Genomic DNA, 19694 nt, shown 5'->3' on the forward strand with positions numbered 1-19694 from the left:
ATTGCAATGCGTAAGCAGTGGCTGGGGATCTGTATCGCAGCAAGTTTACTTGCAGCTTGTACCAGTGATGATGGTCAGCAACAGGCAACCGTCGCGCCGCCGCAGCCTGCGGTTTGTAATGGCCCGATAGTCGAAATCAGCGGTGCCGATCCTGTCTATGAACCGCTGAATGCCAGCGCAAATCAGGATTACCAGCGCGACGGCAAGAGCTACAAAATTGTTCAGGATCCGTCCCGCTTCAGCCAGGCCGGCTTTGCCGCCATTTATGACGCAGAGCCCGGCAGCAACCTGACGGCATCCGGCGAGACGTTCGATCCGATGCAAATCACCGCCGCGCACCCAACGCTACCTATCCCAAGCTATGCCCGCGTAACCAACCTGGCAAACGGCCGCATGATTGTGGTGCGCATTAACGATCGTGGCCCATACGGCAACGACCGCGTCATTTCGCTATCGCGCGCGGCCGCCGATCGTCTGAACACTTCAAACAATACGAAAGTGCGTATTGACCCGATCATTGTTGCTCAGGACGGCACGCTCTCTGGCCCGGGCACCGCCTGTACGACGGTTGCCAAGCAGACCTACGCCCTTCCTGCGCGTCCCGATCTCAGCGGAGGCATGGGCGGCGTATCCTCTCCGGCAGAGCCAGCCCAGCCTCAGGGCGAAGTTCGCGCCATCAGCAACGATACGCTGCAAAGCGATGACAGCACGGGTGCGCCGGTGAAAAGCAGCGGCTTCCTCGGTGCGCCAACAACCTTAGCTTCCGGCGTGCTTGAGGGCAGCGAACCTACGCCAGCCCCAGCAGCCGCTCCGGTCGCGCAGCCCGCGCCCGTCGTGGCCCCCGCCGCACAGCAAAATGCAGCGGTCGCAGCACCGGCAGCGGCAAGCGGCAGCTATGTGGTACAGGTGGGTGCCGTCAGCGACCAGGCAAGGGCTCAACAGTATCAGCAACGCCTGAGCCAGCAGTTCAGCGTGCCCGGGCGCGTTGAGCAAAATGGAGCGGTCTGGCGTATTCAGATGGGCCCATTTGCGAGCAAATCCCAGGCCGCAAGCCTGCAGCAGCGCCTGCAAAGCGAGGCACAGCTGCAGTCGTTTATTACTGTTGCAAAATAATCAATCGGCGGTATCCGAAATGTCAGTTTGTGTAAACAACGTTAACAAACTCACGCTTAAAGTCGGATGCCTGCCCGTATAGCATTTGCTATAGTAGGGCACTTTTTTAATTCCATCACGGATGTCGTAGTTCTGACCATGAAGACCACTTTTTCTGCTCGTTTTGTGCAGCGCATGGCGCTGACCACGGCCTTATGCGCGGCTGCATTCTCTGCGGCTCACGCGGATGACCTGAACATCAAGACCATGATCCCTGGCGTTCCGCAGATCGACGCGGAATCCTACATCCTGATCGATTACAACTCTGGCAAAGTGCTGGCAGAACAGAATGCCGACACGCGTCGCGATCCGGCCAGCCTGACCAAAATGATGACCAGCTACGTTATCGGCCAGGCCATGAAGGCGGGTAAGTTTAAAGAAACCGATTTAGTGACCATCGGTAACGACGCATGGGCAACGGGTAACCCGGTGTTCAAAGGCTCATCCCTGATGTTCCTGAAGCCAGGCATGCAGGTGCCGGTTTCCCAGCTCATCCGCGGCATTAACCTGCAGTCCGGTAACGACGCCTGCGTGGCGATGGCGGACTTTGCGGCCGGCAGTCAGGATGCTTTCGTGGGCCTGATGAACAGCTATGTTTCTGCGCTGGGGCTGAAAAACAGCCACTTCCAGACCGTTCACGGCCTGGACGCCGAAGGGCAGTACAGCTCTGCGCGCGATATGGCGCTGATCGGCCAGGCGCTGATCCGCGACGTGCCAAACGAGTACTCCATCTATAAAGAAAAAGAGTTCACCTTCAACGGCATCCGCCAGACCAACCGTAACGGCCTGCTCTGGGACAACAGCCTGAACGTTGACGGCATTAAAACCGGTCATACCGATAAAGCAGGCTATAACCTGGTGGCTTCGGCAACCGAAGGTCAAATGCGTCTGATCTCTGCGGTGATGGGCGGTCGTACCTTCAAGGGCCGTGAGACGGAAAGCAAAAAACTCCTGACCTGGGGCTTCCGCTTCTTCGAAACCGTGAACCCGCTGAAAGCAGGTAAAGAATTTGCGTCTGAACCCGTGTGGTTCGGCGACAACGATCGCGCGTCGCTCGGCGTAGATAAAGACCTTTATCTGACTATCCCGCGCGGCCGTATGAAAGACCTGAAGGCCAGCTATGTGCTGAACACCACCGAACTGCATGCACCGCTGCAGAAAAATCAGGTTGTCGGCACCATCAACTTCCAGCTGGACGGCAAAACCATCGATCAGCGTCCGCTCGTCGTGCTGGATGAAATTCCAGAGGGCAATTTCTTCGGTAAAATCATTGATTACATTAAATTGATGTTCCATCACTGGTTTGGCTAAAAATTGAACACTTGAAAGTGTGATTTTGATCCCCATATACTAAGTATCCTGATAACTCCCACCCGACGTGGGAGTTATTATTTTTTGACGTTACGCCGGAGCTGACATGAAAACCAAACTTAACGAACTGCTTGAATTCCCTACCTCATTTACCTACAAAGTAATGGGTCTGGCGAAACCTGAGCTGGTTGATCAGGTGGTTGAAGTGGTTCAGCGCCATGCGCCGGGCGACTACTCTCCGTCGGTGAAACCAAGCAGCAAAGGCAATTATCACTCTGTCTCTATCACCATTAATGCAACGCACATTGAGCAGGTTGAAACGCTGTACGAAGAGCTCGGCAATATCGAAATTGTTCGTATGGTGCTGTAGTCCCTTTTGGGTTGCCCGGTTAGCCGGGTAACCCACTTCCCCGCTGTGATATACTCCCCACTCCCATTTGTCCCTCGTCTTCGGAGACGTTGTTTTGTATCAGGATAAAATTCTTGTCCGCCACCTCGGGCTACAGCCCTATGAGCCTGTCTCACAGGCTATGCACGACTTCACCGATTCACGCGACGACGCCACGCCAGATGAAATTTGGCTGGTAGAGCATCTGCCGGTCTTTACCCAGGGCCAGGCCGGAAAAGCGGAACATTTGCTGATGACGGGCGACATTCCCGTGATTCAAAGCGATCGCGGTGGACAAGTGACCTACCACGGCCCGGGCCAGCAGGTCGTGTATGTCCTGCTGAACCTGAAGCGCAGGAAGCTTGGCGTGCGTGAACTGGTGACCTTACTGGAAAACACCGTCGTTAATACGCTGGCAGAATACGGCATTGACGCCCATCCACGCGCCGATGCGCCGGGGGTCTACGTGGGTGAGAAGAAGATCTGTTCGCTTGGGCTGCGCATCCGCAAAGGCTGTTCGTTCCACGGGCTGGCGCTCAATATTAATATGGATCTGACGCCCTTCCAGCGAATTAATCCCTGTGGCTATGCGGGCATGGAAATGACGCAAATGCGCCAGTGGGTAGAAGACGCCACCCCCGATAATATTCGACCAGCGCTATTAAACAATCTTTTAGCGCTACTTAACAATCCTCCCCACGAATATATCACCGCTTAATACACCATACATCATGGTCCGATTATTCTCCGGACCGTGACTTATTTACTGCTTTTATACTTTACAAAAATCAGTAGATTCTATATTTTCGATGCTCCCGCATATTAGCATCACATATTCTCTTGCCCCGCCCGTGCAGGCTGCGGGGCATATGCAACATGCGTGATAATCACCCAACTGTTCGTTTTTGATAAGCCAGTGAAATACGTCAATTATTTTACGAATCTCTACAAGCATAATAAATAAATTCAACTATCATTCATACTGTGAATGAATACGGAGTGAAAGCGTGGAGTATAAGAATTTACCAACAAAGCGTATCAACGAAACCGTTGGAGATGATAAACCACAAATTTTTCGGACTTTACGTAATATTGATCTCAATTTATTGACTATTTTTGAGGCGGTATATGTCCACAAGGGTATCGTTAACGCGGCTAAAATTCTTAACCTCACGCCTTCCGCAATTAGCCAGTCTATTCAAAAGCTGCGCGCCATATTTCCCGATCCGTTATTTATTCGCAAAGGCCAGGGCGTCACGCCAACTGCTTACGCAACCCATTTGCATGAGTACATTAGCCAGGGGCTTGAATCGATTCTCGGCGCGCTTGATTTAACCGGCAGCTACGATAAGCAGAGAACCATTACCATCGGCACATCCCCTTCCCTTGGCGTTCTGGTTATGCCCGCCATCTACCAGGCCGTCAAGCAGCATGCACCGCAGCTACTCCTGCGCAACGTGCCGGTTCACGAACCCGAAACCCAACTGGCACAGTTCCAGACCGATCTGGTTATTGACGTCAGCAGTTCTAGCGCACGGGCGTTAGGGCAGCACGTACTTTACGCCGACAGCCTGGTTCTCGTTTGCCGCCAGCATCACCCGGCATTGGGCCAGCCGCCAACGCTCGACAATCTTCGCCATTATGAGCATTCATCGTTTATGGCTGAAGGCCATGCGCAAAACCCGCAGCGTCAGCGCATTAACGATCTCTTCCCGGAACGGCAGGTCAGCGTCAGCAGTTACAATATGTTTACTATTGCCTCCCTGATTGCCAGCAGCGATATGCTGTGCGTGATGCCGCTGCGCCTCTTTCACCTGCTCAAGAAATGCTGGCCGCTTGAGCGCATCCCGCTGAGCCACCTCAGTACGGAATCTGTCGAAATTTCACTTCATTACAACAAGCTCAGCCTGCGCGATCCGGTACTCGACAACGTGATCAACATTATCCGTCAGACCTTCTGATTGAGAAGCGCATCAAGCGTCCGCGCCATGGGCGGGACAAAAGGCACTAAACAACAACTATTTTACAAATTGGCGACACGGCAGGCTGCTTTATCGCCCCTTTAAATGATATACTGCCTGTCGTTCGTTCAAAAATAGTTGATAAATACAACATTCCCTTGAACTAAAACGCTTTCCTTCGATATTCGCAACTGGAACACGCACGCTATGAGTAAACCCATTGTGATGGAACGCGGTGTAAAATACCGCGATGCCGATAAAATGGCCCTTATCCCGGTTAAAAACGTGGCTACAGAGCGCGAAGCGCTGTTAAGAAAACCGGAATGGATGAAAATCAAACTTCCGGCAGACTCTTCGCGTATCCAGGGGATCAAAGCGGCGATGCGCAAAAATGGCCTTCACTCCGTTTGTGAAGAAGCTTCTTGCCCTAACCTTGCTGAATGTTTTAACCACGGTACGGCGACCTTCATGATTCTGGGTGCCATCTGTACCCGCCGCTGTCCGTTTTGCGACGTTGCGCACGGTCGTCCCGTCGCGCCTGACGCTAACGAACCGCAAAAGCTGGCGCAGACCATCGCCGACATGGGGCTGCGTTATGTGGTGATCACCTCCGTTGACCGCGACGATCTGCGCGACGGTGGTGCCCAGCACTTTGCGGACTGCATTACGGCGATTCGCGAAAAAAATCCAACCATTAAAATCGAGACGCTGGTTCCCGATTTCCGCGGCCGTATGGATCGCGCGCTGGATATTCTCACCGCGACGCCGCCGGACGTGTTTAACCACAACCTTGAGAACGTGCCGCGCATCTATCGTCAGGTACGTCCAGGGGCCGACTATAACTGGTCCCTGAAGCTGCTGGAGCGTTTCAAAGAAGCACACCCGCACATTCCAACCAAGTCTGGCCTGATGGTTGGCCTTGGCGAAACCAATGCCGAAATCATTGAAGTGATGCGCGATCTGCGTCGCCACGGCGTGACCATGCTGACGCTGGGCCAGTACCTGCAGCCGAGCCGTCATCACCTGCCGGTACAGCGCTACGTGAGCCCGGACGAGTTTGACGAAATGAAAGCCGAAGCGATGGCTATGGGCTTCACCCACGCTGCCTGCGGGCCTTTCGTTCGCTCTTCCTACCACGCCGACATGCAGGCGAAAGGCGAAGAGGTGAAGTAAGACGGTAATATTTATTTACCGTTAAGCGAAAAAAAACCGGCCTAAGCGCCGGTTTTTTCTTTTGCATGCGCGAAAGCCATGCGGTTACTCTTTGTGAGAAAGCTTCTCTGCAGGGACGTCATCCTCGGCACTTTTCTTCGCAGCCGCGTCATCATCATTCATCGCTTTCTTAAAGCCTTTAATGGCGGTACCCAGGTCTCCACCCAGCGTACGTAACTTCTTGGTACCAAACAGCAGGACGACCAGTGCGGCAACCACCAGCAGTTTGGTAATACTAATCTCACCCATAGATACCTTCTTTACATAAAACAGGCTGCATTCAGCGCCAATAAAACCCGATCGTATTAACGGTCATTTGGCGCGCGCACACAATAGCAATCTGTAACAAGGTGAATCAAGCATTGTTGAAAAAAACATCACAATAATTGCGGTGGCGCAAAACGACGGTTGCGAAGAACGGGTAATTGCTCGCGTGCAAGCGTTATTCGCGCTGAAATTATCTCGGTAAACAGCATCGCGGGCGCTTCCGCTGCCGCCGCAATCGTCACTCCCAGCGGATCGACCACTCTGCTCTGCCCAATGTTTTTGTTACCACACTCGCCCGCGGCGACGACATAACATGTGGTATCCAGCGCGCGGGCAGCCAGCAGCGTCGCCCAGTGGTGTTCTTTTGCTGGGCCTTTCACCCACGCTGCGGGTAACACCAGCACTTCGGCCCCCTGCTGCGCGAGGCTTAACGCCAGCTCGGGAAAGCGAAGGTCGTAACAGGTCATTAAGCCGATTTTCATCCCGTCAACCTCTACCAGAGGAGGCACGCAATCTCCCGGATCGACCAGCCGTGACTCCTGAACGCTGAACGCGTCATAAAGGTGAAGCTTTGCATAACGCGCAATGATGGCCCCCCCGCGGATCGCCACCAGCGTATTGATAGCCCGTCCGGGCGTTGAAGGCACATGGATCGTGAATAGGGTCGTCATTTGATTGCCGACGCTCTCGCCCAGCAGCCGTTGTAAAAAAGGGCCATCCAGCGGCTGCGCCGATTTCACCGACAGATCGGGATCGCCGTCGGCACGCGCCAGCAGTGCCTCTGGAAGCACGAGCAGCGCCGCGCCCTTTTCTCGAGCCTGCGCCATAAGAGAAACACACTTCTGCGCATTCTCTTTCCAGTCCGGCGTGACTGCAAACTGCCCAACCGCAACATGCATATTTGTCCCCTCGTCCACATCAGCGTTACACTTAACGCTCTTACACATCAAATAGCAGGTATGTACGGTGTTTCAACTACTTTTAGCCGTTTTTATTGGTGGGGGTACCGGTAGCGTCGCGCGATGGCTGGTGAGTATGCGATTTAATCCACTGCATCAGGCCATTCCCATGGGCACGCTGGCAGCGAACCTGATTGGCGCATTCATCATTGGCATGGGGCTAGCCTGGTTTAACCGCATGACGAATATCGACCCGATGTGGAAAGTTCTGGTGACCACGGGCTTCTGCGGCGGCTTAACCACGTTCTCAACGTTTTCGGCCGAGGTGGTTTTCCTGTTTCAGGAAGGTCGCGTTGGATGGGCTCTGACCAATATTGCCGTCAACATGCTTGGATCGTTTGCGATGACCGCGCTCGCATTTTGGCTATTTTCGTCTGCCAGCGCACACTAATCATGCTCACATTAATGTTGGCTTAATTTTTCTCTGTCACTCTTGCCTAAACATTGAACGAGGGCGGCAGAATGAAAGAGAACGTGATAAGTGCGGGAATGGTGTTGCTGAGCGTAGCGATCGTCGCCATTTTCCTGAAAATGTATTTTTTAGGCTAACGCATAACGAAAAAAACCCGCTCAATGAGCGGGTTTTGAAATTCTTGCTGACGCGTCTGAATTACAGAGCGATTACGTTAGCAGCAGAAGGACCTTTGGCACCGTTAGTGATTTCGAACTCAACGCGCTGGCCTTCAGCCAGGGTTTTGAAACCATTAGACTGGATTGCAGAGAAGTGTACGAACACATCTTTGCTGCCATCTTCAGGAGTAATGAAACCGAATCCTTTGGACTCATTAAACCACTTAACGTTACCTTTAATCTTAGACATCAAAATTACCTTTACATTAAAAAACGACACAAATGCTGTGTCGAGTATCAGTACAACAATTGTTAGACGTTTTGTCCAGCGCTTCTTTGTTAAAAAGTGACAAAAGTCGCGTTAATTTTTGCCGTTGAATTTTTATGCTATACAATTCAACGGCAGCACATTTTTTCACCAGAATGTAAAGGTTTGACGGTTAAAACTCAAAGCGCATCCAGGCAAAGTAAACGTTACCGTTGTTGTACGTTCCTGGTATGTAGGTCATCTGGAACGTGGCCGGACCATAGCCGATGGAGGCCAGCGGAAGGATGACCGGAATCGGTATGTATTTCCAGTTATCGCGCGCGGTCACCCCAGCGGTATAGCCCAGACCGAGGTGAAAATTATCGTCCGCCAGCGGACGCCAGGTTTTCTCCCAGCCGTATCCCCCAATCGGCTCCCACTTGTTAAAAGAGTCTTTGAAGGCCATCAGGTAGATGCCGTGCCAGTTCCCCTTTTCATCCCAGCGAGACTGGCCAAAGCCCGCCCCCCACGGACGCTCGTTGTACTTGTCCGTTTTCTCTTTGTCATAGGCGAAACGCGCATGCCACGTGATAGCCGGAATATAGAGATCGTAGTGCTCCGGCGCTGTCCAGGTTTGAGCGACATTATCCGTAAAAGTGGAAAACCAGCCTTTGCCCGTCGCGTTATCTTCTGCCCGTGCAGCGGATGAAAACGTTAACTGACCAAAAATAAAGAATAAAATCAGTAAAAAATTATTACGTACGCTCACAATACCATTACCATTCTTGCTATTAAGGGCAAATTCTAACACAGAATAGTTGAATAAAACCTTAACGGAACCGCCGCAGTTCCTAATTACGGATGATGATATTGAGAATATTCTTATCAGAAGACGCCTGCACGCTAAAATATTCGCATGCAGGCGCCAGGCCTAGCGCTGATGGATAAGCTTATAGAGCGCGGGAATAACCAGCATTGACAATAGCGGTGCCGTGACCATGCCGCCAATCATCGGCGCGGCGATACGCTGCATCACCTCTGAACCGCTTCCTCCGCCCCACATTACGGGCAGCAGGCCCGCCATGATGGTGGCCACCGTCATCACCTTCGGGCGAACGCGCAGCACCGCGCCTTCGTGGATCGCGCGCATCAATAGGCTATTTCCGCCTTCAGATCCGCTCCGCCAATATTTATCCAATGCCTGGTTTAAATAAAGCACCATAATGACGCCAAATTCCGCGGCCACGCCTGACAGCGCGATAAACCCAACGGCCCCGGCCACGGAGAGATTATACCCAAGCAGCCAAAGCAGCCACACGCCCCCAATAAGCGCGAACGGCAATGTCCCCATTATTATCAGGACATCTGAAACGCGTTTAAACGTCAGCCAAAGCAGAATAAATATAATCATTAGCGTTACCGGCAGGACTAATTTGAGCTTTGCCGTCGCCCGCTCAAGATATTCAAACTGCCCGGACCAGGAGAGCGAAACGCCCTGCGGCAATGCCACCCGTTCAGCCACGCGCTGCCGCATGTCATCCACGGCTGATTTCAGGTCGCGCCCGCGCAAATCAACGTAAATCCAGTTGGATAAACGGGCGTTCTCGCTTTTCAGCATCGGCGGGCCTTCGCTCACCGAAACTGTCGCCAGCTCGCCAAGCGCCACCTGGCTACCGTTTGCGGTGACGACCGGCAGCGCGCGAAGCTTGTCAACATTGTCGCGAAGACCGCGCGGATAGCGCAGATTAACAGGATAACGCTCGCGCCCCTGTATGACTTCGCCGATATTGTCGCCGCCGACCAGGGTGGAAACCATGCCCTGCAGCTCGTCAACCGAGACGCCGTAGCGCGCGGCCTTGAGCCGGTCAATCTGAATATCCACATAGCGTCCGCCGGCCAGCCGTTCAGCCAGCGCGGAGGTAACGCCGGGCACCTGCTTCACCACGCGCTCAATCTGCTGCGCCACGCGCTCGATATCCGCAATATTATTGCCGTTCACCTTAATGCCGACCGGGCTTTTTATCCCCGTAGCCAGCATGTCCAGCCGGTTGCGGATAGGCGGAACCCAGACGTTTGCGATCCCCGGCAGCGATACCGTTTTGTCGAGCTCTTCGACCAGCTTTTGCGGCGTCATCCCGGGCCGCCACAGCTCGCGCGGCTTAAAGCGGATGGTCGTTTCGAGCATGGTTAACGGCGCGGGATCGGTGGCCGACTCCGCCCGCCCGGCTTTACCGAATACGCTTTCAACCTCCGGCACGCTTTTAATTAGCCTGTCAGTTTGCTGCAGCAATTTTGCGGCTTCCTGCGCGGATATTCCCGGCAGCGTTGAAGGCATATAGAGCAGGTCTCCCTCATCCAGCGGAGGCATAAACTCGCTGCCCAGGCGGCTTAGCGGCCATAGCGTGGCGAGCAATAGCGCAAACGCCAGCACCAGCGTCGTTTTGGGAAAGGTGAGAACTTTATCCAGAAGTGGCTCGTATAACCGAATCAACGCGCGGTTGATCGGGTTCGCCTTTTCATCCGGGATCTTACCGCGAATAAAATACCCCATCAGCACGGGCACCAGCGTGATCCCAAGCCCGGCCGCTACGGCCATTGACCACGTCTTGGTGAACGCCAGCGGCGAGAACATTTTCCCCTCCTGCGCTTCCAGCGAGAAGACGGGAATAAACGACAGGGTAATGATCAGCAGGCTGCAAAACAGCGCGGGCCCTACCTCAATAGCCGCGCGCTCCGCCAGCTGCCAATACTCTGCGGATGAAGGCTGCCGGCCCGGGTTATCATGCCGCCACCGCTCGAGCACCTTATGCATATTCTCGATCATCACGATCGCCGCATCCACCATTGCGCCGATGGCAATGGCAATCCCGCCGAGGGACATAATATTGGCGTTAATGCCCTGATAATGCATAACGACGAACGCGCCCAAAATCCCCAGCGGCAGGGAGACGATCGCCACCAGCGCCGAGCGGAAATGAAACAGGAACAGCGCGCACACCAGCACAACCACCGCAAACTCTTCCAGCAGCTTGTGGGTTAAGGTTTTGACCGAGTCCTCAATCAGCGTCGAGCGGTCGTACACCGGCACAATTGCAACGCCCTGCGGCAGCGTTTTCTGCAGTTCAGCCAGCTTCGCCTTCACCGCGCGAATGGTCTCCAGCGCGTTCTGCCCGTAGCGCATCACCACCACGCCACCGGCAACCTCTCCCTCTCCATTCAGCTCGGCCACGCCGCGGCGGATCTCCGGACCAAAGCCGATCGTCGCCACGTCCTTGAGCATAACCGGCACGCCGTCGCGGCTGGTTATTACCACGTTGCGAAAATCCTCCAGCGTACGCAGGTAGCCCGTGGTGCGCACCATATACTCCGCCTCGCCCATTTCCAGCAGCGCGCCGCCGCTCTCCTGATTGGCGGCCTGCACGGCGCTGGAAAGCTGGCCGTGGGTAATATTGAGCGCGCGCATTTTTGCCGGATCGGCGACGATTTGATACTGGCGCACCATCCCGCCGATGCTCGCCACCTCCGATACGTTCGGCACGGACTTAAGCTCAAACTTCAGCGTCCAGTCCTGGATGGCGCGCAAATCCGCCAGGCTATGCTTTCCGCTGCGGTCAATCAGCGCATATTCATAGATCCAGCCGACGCCCGTTGCGTCCGGCCCCAGAGAGACTTTCACTCCCGCCGGAAGCTGCGCCTGCGCCTGGCTTAAATACTCCAGCACTCTGGAGCGCGCCCAGTAGAGATCGGTCCCCTCTTCAAACAGAACGTAGACGTAAGCATCGCCAAACATTGAAAACCCACGGACCGTTTTCGCCCCCGGAACGGACAGCATGGAGGTGGTCAACGGCCATGTGACCTGATCCTCAATCACCTGCGGCGCTTTGCCGGGATAGCTTGCCTTAACGATAACCTGCACGTCAGAAAGATCGGGCAGCGCGTCCAGCGGCGCGCGCTGCACCGCCCAAATGCCCCACCCCGCCATTGCCAGCGCGGCAAGGATCACCAGCAGTCGGTTACGCAATGAAGCGCGAATGATGGCCGCAATCATGGCGTCACCTCCGGCATGACGCTGCGAAGGCTGGCTTCTGAATCAATCAGGAACTGGCCGGACGTCACCACGGTTTCGCCCTCCTTCAGCCCCGCGCGAATTTCCGTCCACCCCTGCGCCGTGATGCCCGGCGTGACGTTCACCGGCCTGAAGTAGCCGTCCCCCGTCGCGATCAGCACCCGCGAGGCGTCACCGCTGTTGATGACCGCCTCCTCAGGCACGGCCAATACCGGCGGGCGCTCTGGGGTTTGCGCGCGGCGAACCGTGAGATACATTCCGGGCCTCAGCTTCTGCCCGGCATTCCTTAGGGCAACGCGGGCTTTTAGGGTTCGGGTCGCGGCGTCCATTTGCGGCAGCAGTTCGCTGACCGCACCGTGAAACTCCTCGCCGGGCCAGCTCTCCGACGTGGCGACCATTTCACTGCCCACCGTCAGGGACTGCGCCTGAGCCTGCGGGTAATCAACAATCAGCCAGACGGGGTCAAGGCTTGCGATTTCGAAAAGCGGCGCGGTTGCCGTGATTTGCGCCCCCTCCCGCACGTCCAGCTTCACGACGTATCCCGCCCGTTCGGCCCGCAGCGTCAGCGTGGCCTGCGGCCTGCCGCTGCGCTCCACCGCGCGAATCACCTCTTCCGGCATAAACTGCAGCGCCAGCCGCTCCCGCGCGGCGCGGGTTAATCCTCCGTCACCCAGCTGGCGAACGGCCAAATACTCCTGCTGCGCGGCCGTCCACTGCGGCATCCACAGCTGTGCCAGCGGCTCTCCGGCCTTGACCTGCTGCTGCTGCGCGTTCACAAACAGCTTTGAGACCACGCCGTTCGCGGGCGCAGGGACCACCGACACGCTGCGCTCATCGGCAGACACCGTGGCAAACGCCGAGAACGGAGAGACCATCTGGCGCATCTGCGCTTTTGCCGTCTTCATGCCGAGATTCTGCTGCTGCCGGGTGCTAATCCCCACCCCGCTCGCCGCGTTCTCTTCATCGGCATAGCGTGGAACCAGCGCCATATCCATAAACGGGGATTTACCCGGCCTGTCAAAGCGCTGTCCGGGCACCATCGGATCGTACCAGTACAGCACGGTACGCTCTGGCGCCGGAGCCGCCGTGGGGTGATGGGCCGTTTTCTGTCCCAGCAGGTAGCCGCCGCCGGCTGCGGCGAGGATCGCAAGGGCGAAGGTAGTTAAGGTCAGTTTTTTCATTGCGCCAGCTCCTGCGGGATCAGCCAGTTTACGGCGGACCAGGTGCGCGCCATCTCGCGCTCGGCCTGGTTTACCGCCAGTTCCGTATCCAGCACGCTTCGGCGTGCCTCCAGCAGCGCGGGAAGATCCGATTGTCCCGAGCGATACTGGGCCGTCATGACGTTTAGCCTCTGGCGCTGCAGCGGTAACACGTCGTCCCGCTGACGCTGCCACAGGGCCTGCGCCGCCTGATACTGCGCCACCAGCGTTTGGATCTGCGCCATATGTTCACGTTTGATAAGCGTGAGCTGGTCCACCGCCTGCATGGAGCGGGAAACGTCGGCGGCATACGCTTTGTCCTGCCTTTTGGACTGAAACAGCGGAAGATCGACGCTAAACATTACGCCCGCCATGTCGTCATAGCCTTCAGCGCGATGGGCGTAATACACCTCTACGTCAACGTCGGGAATGGCCGCCACCGCGGATTGCGCCGAACGGGCCTTTGCCGTTTCCGCTTCGCGTCGGGCGGCTTCCACCTCAGGATGCTGCAGCACGCCCGCCTCCAGGGTAGTGATATCCGCAGGCAGGCGCTGGTAGCGCGGGAGCGGCCCGCTCGCGTCGGTGATGGTCTGCCCCGTCAGCTGGAGCAGCCTGCTTTGGGCAAGCCTGACGTCGCGACGCGCCAGCGTCTCTTTGTCGCGCATCGCGCTCAGGGTGACCTGCAATGCCAGCACGCTGTCCGGGGCGGAACCGCCGGCTCCGACGCTCGCCTTTTGTACGCCGCGCTGGCGTTCCGTTTCGCCGACCAGCGCGCTGGCGGTTTTCAACGCCTGCTGCGCAAGCGCCAAATCCAGCCACGCCTGCGCGGTATCGCGCTGAAGCGCCGCGCGGATCGCCTCAGACTTTGCCAGCACGCCCCGTGCCTGCGCCTGGAACGTCTGCGCCTTGCGCTCGCGCTTCTCGGTGCTGACGTAGCTTTGCATGATGCCAATTTTCTGCATGGTCATGCCTTCCCGCGTCATTCGCCGGTCGTTGCTGCCCTGTACGGGCACGTTTTCAATGCCAAACTTCAGCTTCGGGTCGGGTAATTGCGTGGCGGAATCGGCCATCGCATCCAGCGCCTGCGCCTCGTTGCGGCTGGCGGAAAGTTCGGCTGAATAGCGTTGGGCTTCGGCGAGGGTCTGTTCAAGCGTCCACGGCTCCGCCTGTACGGCGGAGCTCAAGAGGCCGAACAGCACCCCACCGAGCCACAGGCCCAGTGTGTGTTGTTTCATGGTGTCCTCGCCTAGCGCTGCGGCGTCAGCGAGACAATCTGGAAACCCTCGCCCGCGCGTTCGAGGATGAAGGTCACCTTGTCACCCGGCTTCGCGCCGTTCAGCACGGCACCGGAAGATAAGGTAAAGGGCATGGTCATGGCTGGCCATTTCAGTTCGGGTATGGCGTCATGCTGGAGCATGACCGATTGCGCAGAGAATGACTGGACAACCCCGCGGCCCTGCCAGCGCTGCGCCGAAGGGGCGACAGCCTCGTTGGCCTGAGCGGCATAAGGGGCGAAAGAAAGCGATGCGCCAAGCAGCGCGGAGAAAAATAAAGCACGCATGATAAAGCTCCTGTTAAACGTAAATTAAAATCAACGAATTAACAGGTTTTTATTCTCTAAACCGGCAATAGCGAATCGTTGCCGGTGGCCCCACGGCGGGCGGGTTAACGGACCATGCAGAATAGCCAGCAGAGCGGCATTCCGGCACGTTCAGGGCGATCGTCATTGCTGACGGGAGCGCGACGAGCTGCGGCTGGGCCGGTTCTTTCTGAACCTGATCCGGCACGCAGTGCTTCTCGCACAGCGGCGATGCGTCGGACGCGTCCTGCGGCGCGGCGTTGCCCATCATCTCCATGTGCTGGATAGCGGCAACCTCTCCGCGAAGATCGATGGAGCAATCGTGAGACGCAACCGCAACCTGACTCTGGATCAGCAGCCAGCCAAAGGCCATCAAAAACATCAACAGATGCTTTTTGAGAAAGCGCAGGCGGTAGGTCCAGCTGGCGTGCATAGCGGCGTCATCGGGTGATGAAAAGTGGGCCGAGTATAAGCGGGAAAAGAAAACATTGAACAGCGCGTTTAAAGAGATTTACGTTTTTTATCCGGTATCTGTTAATTATCCTCAGCACGCTAACAATTTAGTAGCAGATTAATGACATATAATACGCATTCAGGCGGTCAATAAAGTCATGACATAAATGTTGTACCGATGGCAAAATAATGCCGATATCTTCTTTAGTCATCCATTTATTGATTTTAATCAGCTATGGATGATGGTTAATTCGGCACATTTCATCCTTCTTTTTTATTGATTTTTTTACTCTTGGGCTGCAAGGATACAGGGGAAACCATGCTAACGTTTATCGAACTCCTTATTGGAGTCGTCGTCATTGTCGGCGTTGCGCGCTACATCATCAAAGGCTATTCCGCGACGGGCGTACTGTTTGTTGGCGGCCTGACGCTGCTAATTATCAGCGCGCTCATGGGCCACCAGGTTCTGCCTGCCAGCGAAACCAGCACCGGCTATACGGCCACCGACATCGTTGAATACATAAAGATTCTGCTCATGAGCCGCGGCGGCGATCTGGGCATGATGATCATGATGCTGTGCGGTTTCGCCGCCTATATGACCCACATCGGCGCGAACGACATGGTGGTGAAGCTGGCGTCCAAGCCGCTCAAGTTTATTAACTCCCCGTACCTGCTGATGATCGCCGCCTATTTCGTTGCCTGCCTGATGTCCCTCGCCGTCTCCTCGGCGACCGGCCTCGGCGTGTTATTAATGGCGACCCTGTTCCCGGTGATGGTAAACGTGGGCATTAGCCGCGGCGCGGCGGCGGCCATTTGCGCCTCCCCTGCGGCGATTATTCTTTCCCCAACGTCCGGCGACGTGGTGCTGGCGGCCAAAGCCGCTGAAATGTCGCTGATCGACTTTGCCTTTAAAACCACGCTGCCTATTTCTATTGCCGCCATTATCGGCATGGCCATTGCGCACTTCTTCTGGCAGCGCTATCTCGATAAAAAAGAGAACATACATCACGAGATGCTGGACGTGAGTGAGATCACCACCACCGCGCCCGCCTTTTACGCCATTCTGCCGTTCACCCCGATTATTGGCGTGCTGATTTTTGACGGTAAATGGGGTCCGCAGCTGCACATTATTACCATTCTGGTGATCTGCATGCTGCTGGCGGCGGTGCTGGAATTTGTTCGCGGCTTCAATACGCAAAAAGTCTTTGCGGGCCTGGAAGTGGCCTATCGCGGCATGGCCGATGCCTTTGCCAGCGTGGTGATGCTTTTGGTGGCCGCGGGCGTGTTTGCCCAGGGCCTGAGCACCATCGGCTTTATTCAGAGCCTGATCTCCATCGCCACCTCGTTCGGTTCGGCCAGCATTATCCTGATGCTGGTGCTGGTGGTGTTAACCATGCTGGCGGCGATGACCACCGGTTCCGGTAACGCCCCGTTCTATGCTTTCGTTGAGATGATCCCGAAGCTGGCCCATTCATCCGGCATTAACCCGGCCTATCTGTCGATTCCTATGCTGCAGGCATCAAACCTCGGACGCACCATTTCCCCGGTCTCCGGCGTCGTGGTCGCCGTTGCCGGTATGGCGAAAATCTCTCCGTTTGAAGTGGTAAAACGCACCTCGGTCCCCGTCGTCGTGGGCCTGATCATCGTAATAATCGCCACGGAAATTATGGTCCCCGGCTCTGCCATAAGCTAAATTTCCTGACCATCAAAAAGCGCCTCCCGGCGCTTTTTGTGCTTTAATAATCCTCAGAAATAAATCACACCCATCTATCAGGAAATTAAATGTTCAGGAAGGATGTCGTTATCCCCTCTGGCGCCATCGCGCTTGCACTCTGCATATTCTCCGCGCAGGCAGAACCGCTTAAGGCGACGCAGTACGGCGACTTCGATCGCTACGTTCTGGCGCTCTCCTGGCAAACGGGTTTCTGCCAGAGCATGGTCGAACGCAATCGAAACGAGCCGCCCGAGTGCCGCATGCAAAAAGAGAGCGACCGCAAAACCGATTTTCTGACCGTTCACGGGCTCTGGCCCGGCCTGCCTAAGTCGGTCGCCGCGCGGGGCGTGGACGAACGCCGCTGGATGCGCTTTGGCTGCGCCACCCGGCCCGTGCCTAACTCGCCGGAAGCTCGCGCCAGCCGTAAATGTGCGGCCGCCGAAACAGGCTTATCCCTCTCTGCCGCCGCGAAGCTGAACAGCGTCATGCCCGCTGCGGGAGGAAATTCCTGCCTTGAGCGCTACGAATATGCCAAGCATGGCGTCTGCTTTGGCTTCGATCCGGACGCCTATTTCGGCACCATGGTGCGGATGAATCAGGAAGTTAAGGAGAGCGCGGTGGGGAATTTTCTGGCGCAGAATTACGGAAAAACCGTAAGCCGCCGCGATTTTGACGCTGCCGTGGCGAAAGGCTGGGGCAAAGAGAACGTGAAAGCGTTCAAGCTCACCTGCAACGGCAGCCCGGCGTATCTGACGGAAATGCAGATCTCGCTAAAGGCCAGCACCATTAATAATCCGCTCTCGGCAGGTTCATTTGCTCCGCAGCCGCATCCGGGCAACTGCGGCAAGCAGTTCGTGATTGATAAAGTTGGCTACTGACCCGCACCGGGGCGAACCAGATCGAAGCGATGTTCATCGCTGATGCCATAGTAGGCCGTCGGCCCGCCCGCGCGCAGGATGGGCTGCGCCCTGGCGGTCTGGTAAATGCCCTCTTCCAGAAGCGTTTCGGCGATATGAATTCCGACCACCTCACCCAGCACCAGCCAGGTGTCAATCAGCGTACCGTCGGCGCCCGTAAGCTGAATACGCTGTGAAAGCCGGCACTCGAAGTTAACCGGGCTTTCCGCTACGCGCGGCGCGCGCACCAGCCTGCTGGCTGCGGGCGTAAGGCCGGCAAAGTTAAATTCATCCTCACCGTGCGGGAGCATCGCGGAGGTCTGATTCATCGCCTCTGCCAGATCGCGCGTCGCCAGGTTCCAGACAAACTCCCCGGTTTCGGTAATATTGCGCACGCTGTCCTTCCAGCCGTTGCTGGAAAAACCGATAATCGGCGGGCGGTAGTTAAAGCAGTTAAAGAAGCTATACGGCGCGAGGTTTAGCCGTCCGTCGCTATCGCAGGATGAGATCCAGCCAATCGGGCGCGGGCCGATAATGGCGTTCAGCGGGTCATGCGGCAGGCCGTGCCCCTGAGACGGTTGGTAAAAGTACATAGTGCTCTCTTTAAGATGGGCATACGAATTGCGCTTCGCTCATGGCCCTGGTTCAGGACGATCAGCGTAGCGCAATCCGCGAGATATTATGACTGAATAAATTTCAGCAAATCTTCATTGATCTGATGCTTATGGGTGGTGCAGATACCGTGCGAGCCCCCCTCGTAGACTTTAAGCTCGGCGTTCGGCAGGATTTCCGCCGCCACGCGACCGCAGGTCTCGATCGGGACGATCTGATCGTCATCGCCGTGGATCACCAGCGTAGGAATGGTCATCTTTTTCAGATCTTCGCGCAGGTCCGTTTCCGAGAACGCTTTTACACAGTCGTAAAGCGCCTTGATCGAGCCCTGAAGCCCCTGCTCAACGAAGCTTTCCCGCACCGCTTTGGACTCTTTGGCCCCAGGACGGTTGTAGCCGAAGAACGCGCTGGTTAGCTCATAGAAGAACGCGGCGCGGTCGTTAACCACCCCTTCCCGAATACCATCAAACACCTCTTTCGGCACCCCGTTCGGGTTGAAATCGGTTTTGATCATAATCGGCGTTACCGCCCCAATCAGCGCCGCTTTGGCGACACGATCCGTGCCGTGGCGACCAATATAGCGCGCCACTTCCCCGCCGCCCGTCGAATGCCCCACGTGAACGGCATCCTTTAGATTGAGATGCGCGGTCAGCTCGGCGAGATCGTCAGCATACTGATCCATGTTGTGGCCGTCCCACGGCTGCGCCGAGCGGCCATGCCCGCGGCGATCGTGCGCAATGACGCGAAATCCTTTCGACCCCAGATATAACATTTGATCTTCAAAGGCATCTGCCGTTAGCGGCCAGCCGTGGCTAAACACGATGGGCTGCCCACTTCCCCAGTCCTTAAAGTACAAATAGCTGCCGTCTTTCAAGGTAAGTTTGTCGTAATCGCTCATGAGATCTCCTGGAAGAAACGCGGGATGCGGATAGGCGCCGACAAAGGGCGCTTAAAAAGAATAATGCAAATTTGAGAGGCTTCACCTTTTTCGCTAAAAATTCATCTGGCGCATGAATGTGACCCGCATCACTTCAAACTTGCGCATTCAGCAAGTATCATCAGGAGAGTTAAACCCTCGCTGCCAGACGGCGAGGGTTTTCTTTTGGAT

General features: G+C 56.0%; 20 protein-coding genes. 9 read left to right on the top strand and 11 right to left on the bottom strand.

The window, feature by feature from the left end; translation table 11 throughout:
* Window positions 1-6 precede the first annotated feature (6 nt).
* The 6 genes from rlpA to lipA all read left to right on the top strand — a co-directional run bounded on the left by rlpA (window position 7) and on the right by lipA (window position 5985).
* A complete protein-coding gene (gene rlpA, locus DBY73_RS12910) occupies window positions 7-1113 on the top strand; it encodes an endolytic peptidoglycan transglycosylase RlpA (protein WP_112011519.1) in 1107 nt (368 codons plus the stop codon).
* Between the two features lie 138 nt (window positions 1114-1251).
* Window positions 1252-2463, top strand: coding sequence for a D-alanyl-D-alanine carboxypeptidase DacA (dacA, locus tag DBY73_RS12915; protein WP_112011520.1), 1212 nt, complete (start codon window positions 1252-1254; stop codon window positions 2461-2463).
* A 106-nt stretch (window positions 2464-2569) separates the two neighbouring features.
* Complete coding sequence (gene ybeD, locus DBY73_RS12920) at window positions 2570-2833, top strand: DUF493 family protein YbeD (protein WP_112011521.1); 264 nt, start codon at window positions 2570-2572, stop codon at window positions 2831-2833.
* A 94-nt stretch (window positions 2834-2927) separates the two neighbouring features.
* Entirely contained in the window at window positions 2928-3569 is a 642-nt protein-coding gene (gene lipB / locus DBY73_RS12925; RefSeq protein ID WP_112011522.1) for a lipoyl(octanoyl) transferase LipB, read from the top strand.
* A gap of 289 nt (window positions 3570-3858) precedes the next feature.
* Window positions 3859-4812, top strand: a complete 954-nt coding sequence (locus DBY73_RS12930) for a YbeF family transcriptional regulator (protein WP_112011523.1) — start codon at window positions 3859-3861, stop codon at window positions 4810-4812.
* Between the two features lie 207 nt (window positions 4813-5019).
* Window positions 5020-5985: a lipoyl synthase gene (gene lipA / locus DBY73_RS12935; protein WP_112011524.1), complete on the top strand. Its 966-nt coding sequence runs from the start codon at window positions 5020-5022 to the stop codon at window positions 5983-5985.
* A gap of 84 nt (window positions 5986-6069) precedes the next feature.
* Here lipA and tatE read toward each other — a convergent pair whose 3' ends face one another.
* Both tatE and DBY73_RS12945 read right to left on the bottom strand, forming a co-directional pair.
* A complete protein-coding gene (tatE, locus tag DBY73_RS12940; RefSeq protein WP_112011525.1) occupies window positions 6070-6273 on the bottom strand; it encodes a twin-arginine translocase subunit TatE in 204 nt (67 codons plus the stop codon).
* 128 nt (window positions 6274-6401) lie between these two features.
* Window positions 6402-7190 (bottom strand): deaminated glutathione amidase, encoded by a 789-nt coding sequence (locus DBY73_RS12945; protein WP_112011526.1) that lies wholly within the window; start codon window positions 7188-7190, stop codon window positions 6402-6404.
* Between the two features lie 67 nt (window positions 7191-7257).
* On the opposite strand from DBY73_RS12945, the gene crcB reads away from it, so the two are divergent.
* The gene (gene crcB, locus DBY73_RS12950; RefSeq protein ID WP_112011527.1) at window positions 7258-7641 is read left to right on the top strand and encodes a fluoride efflux transporter CrcB; all 384 of its coding nucleotides are present in this window, start codon (window positions 7258-7260) and stop codon (window positions 7639-7641) included.
* A 219-nt stretch (window positions 7642-7860) separates the two neighbouring features.
* On the opposite strand, the gene cspE is transcribed toward crcB, so the two are convergent.
* From cspE to DBY73_RS12985, 7 genes are all read right to left on the bottom strand, one after another.
* Window positions 7861-8070, bottom strand: a complete 210-nt coding sequence (gene cspE, locus DBY73_RS12955) for a transcription antiterminator/RNA stability regulator CspE (RefSeq protein ID WP_002439184.1) — start codon at window positions 8068-8070, stop codon at window positions 7861-7863.
* A 190-nt stretch (window positions 8071-8260) separates the two neighbouring features.
* Window positions 8261-8836 (bottom strand): lipid IV(A) palmitoyltransferase PagP, encoded by a 576-nt coding sequence (gene pagP / locus DBY73_RS12960; RefSeq protein WP_112011528.1) that lies wholly within the window; start codon window positions 8834-8836, stop codon window positions 8261-8263.
* A 162-nt stretch (window positions 8837-8998) separates the two neighbouring features.
* Entirely contained in the window at window positions 8999-12115 is a 3117-nt protein-coding gene (locus DBY73_RS12965; protein WP_112011529.1) for an efflux RND transporter permease subunit, read from the bottom strand.
* Window positions 12112-13314, bottom strand: a complete 1203-nt coding sequence (locus DBY73_RS12970; RefSeq protein ID WP_112011530.1) for an efflux RND transporter periplasmic adaptor subunit — start codon at window positions 13312-13314, stop codon at window positions 12112-12114. Before DBY73_RS12970 ends, DBY73_RS12965 begins: the two co-directional genes overlap by 4 nt.
* Window positions 13311-14567, bottom strand: coding sequence for a TolC family protein (locus DBY73_RS12975; protein WP_112011531.1), 1257 nt, complete (start codon window positions 14565-14567; stop codon window positions 13311-13313). The genes DBY73_RS12970 and DBY73_RS12975 overlap by 4 nt, the downstream gene beginning before the upstream one ends.
* 11 nt (window positions 14568-14578) lie before the next feature.
* Window positions 14579-14893 carry a copper-binding protein gene (locus DBY73_RS12980; protein ID WP_112011532.1) on the bottom strand — a complete coding sequence of 105 codons (315 nt, stop codon included), beginning with the start codon at window positions 14891-14893 and terminating at the stop codon, window positions 14579-14581.
* A gap of 49 nt (window positions 14894-14942) precedes the next feature.
* Window positions 14943-15344: a hypothetical protein gene (locus tag DBY73_RS12985; RefSeq protein WP_112011533.1), complete on the bottom strand. Its 402-nt coding sequence runs from the start codon at window positions 15342-15344 to the stop codon at window positions 14943-14945.
* Window positions 15345-15683: 339 nt separating this feature from the next.
* Here DBY73_RS12985 and dcuC point away from each other — a divergent pair, with 339 nt between their 5' ends.
* Window positions 15684-17057, top strand: a complete 1374-nt coding sequence (gene dcuC, locus DBY73_RS12990; protein WP_112011534.1) for an anaerobic C4-dicarboxylate transporter DcuC — start codon at window positions 15684-15686, stop codon at window positions 17055-17057.
* An 89-nt stretch (window positions 17058-17146) separates the two neighbouring features.
* Window positions 17147-17956, top strand: a complete 810-nt coding sequence (gene rna, locus DBY73_RS12995; protein WP_112011535.1) for a ribonuclease I — start codon at window positions 17147-17149, stop codon at window positions 17954-17956.
* Here rna and DBY73_RS13000 read toward each other — a convergent pair.
* Both DBY73_RS13000 and DBY73_RS13005 read right to left on the bottom strand, forming a co-directional pair.
* On the bottom strand, window positions 17950-18567 hold the full coding sequence (locus DBY73_RS13000) for a flavin reductase family protein (protein ID WP_112011536.1): 618 nt from the start codon (window positions 18565-18567) through the stop codon (window positions 17950-17952). The genes rna and DBY73_RS13000 overlap by 7 nt on opposite strands.
* Before the next feature lie 86 nt (window positions 18568-18653).
* Window positions 18654-19484, bottom strand: coding sequence for an alpha/beta hydrolase (locus DBY73_RS13005; RefSeq protein ID WP_112011537.1), 831 nt, complete (start codon window positions 19482-19484; stop codon window positions 18654-18656).
* Window positions 19485-19694: the final 210 nt, after the last annotated feature.

Origin of the sequence: Enterobacter sp. RIT418 (assembly GCF_003057745.1) — a bacterium.
Classification (GTDB): Bacteria; Pseudomonadota; Gammaproteobacteria; order Enterobacterales; family Enterobacteriaceae; genus Enterobacter.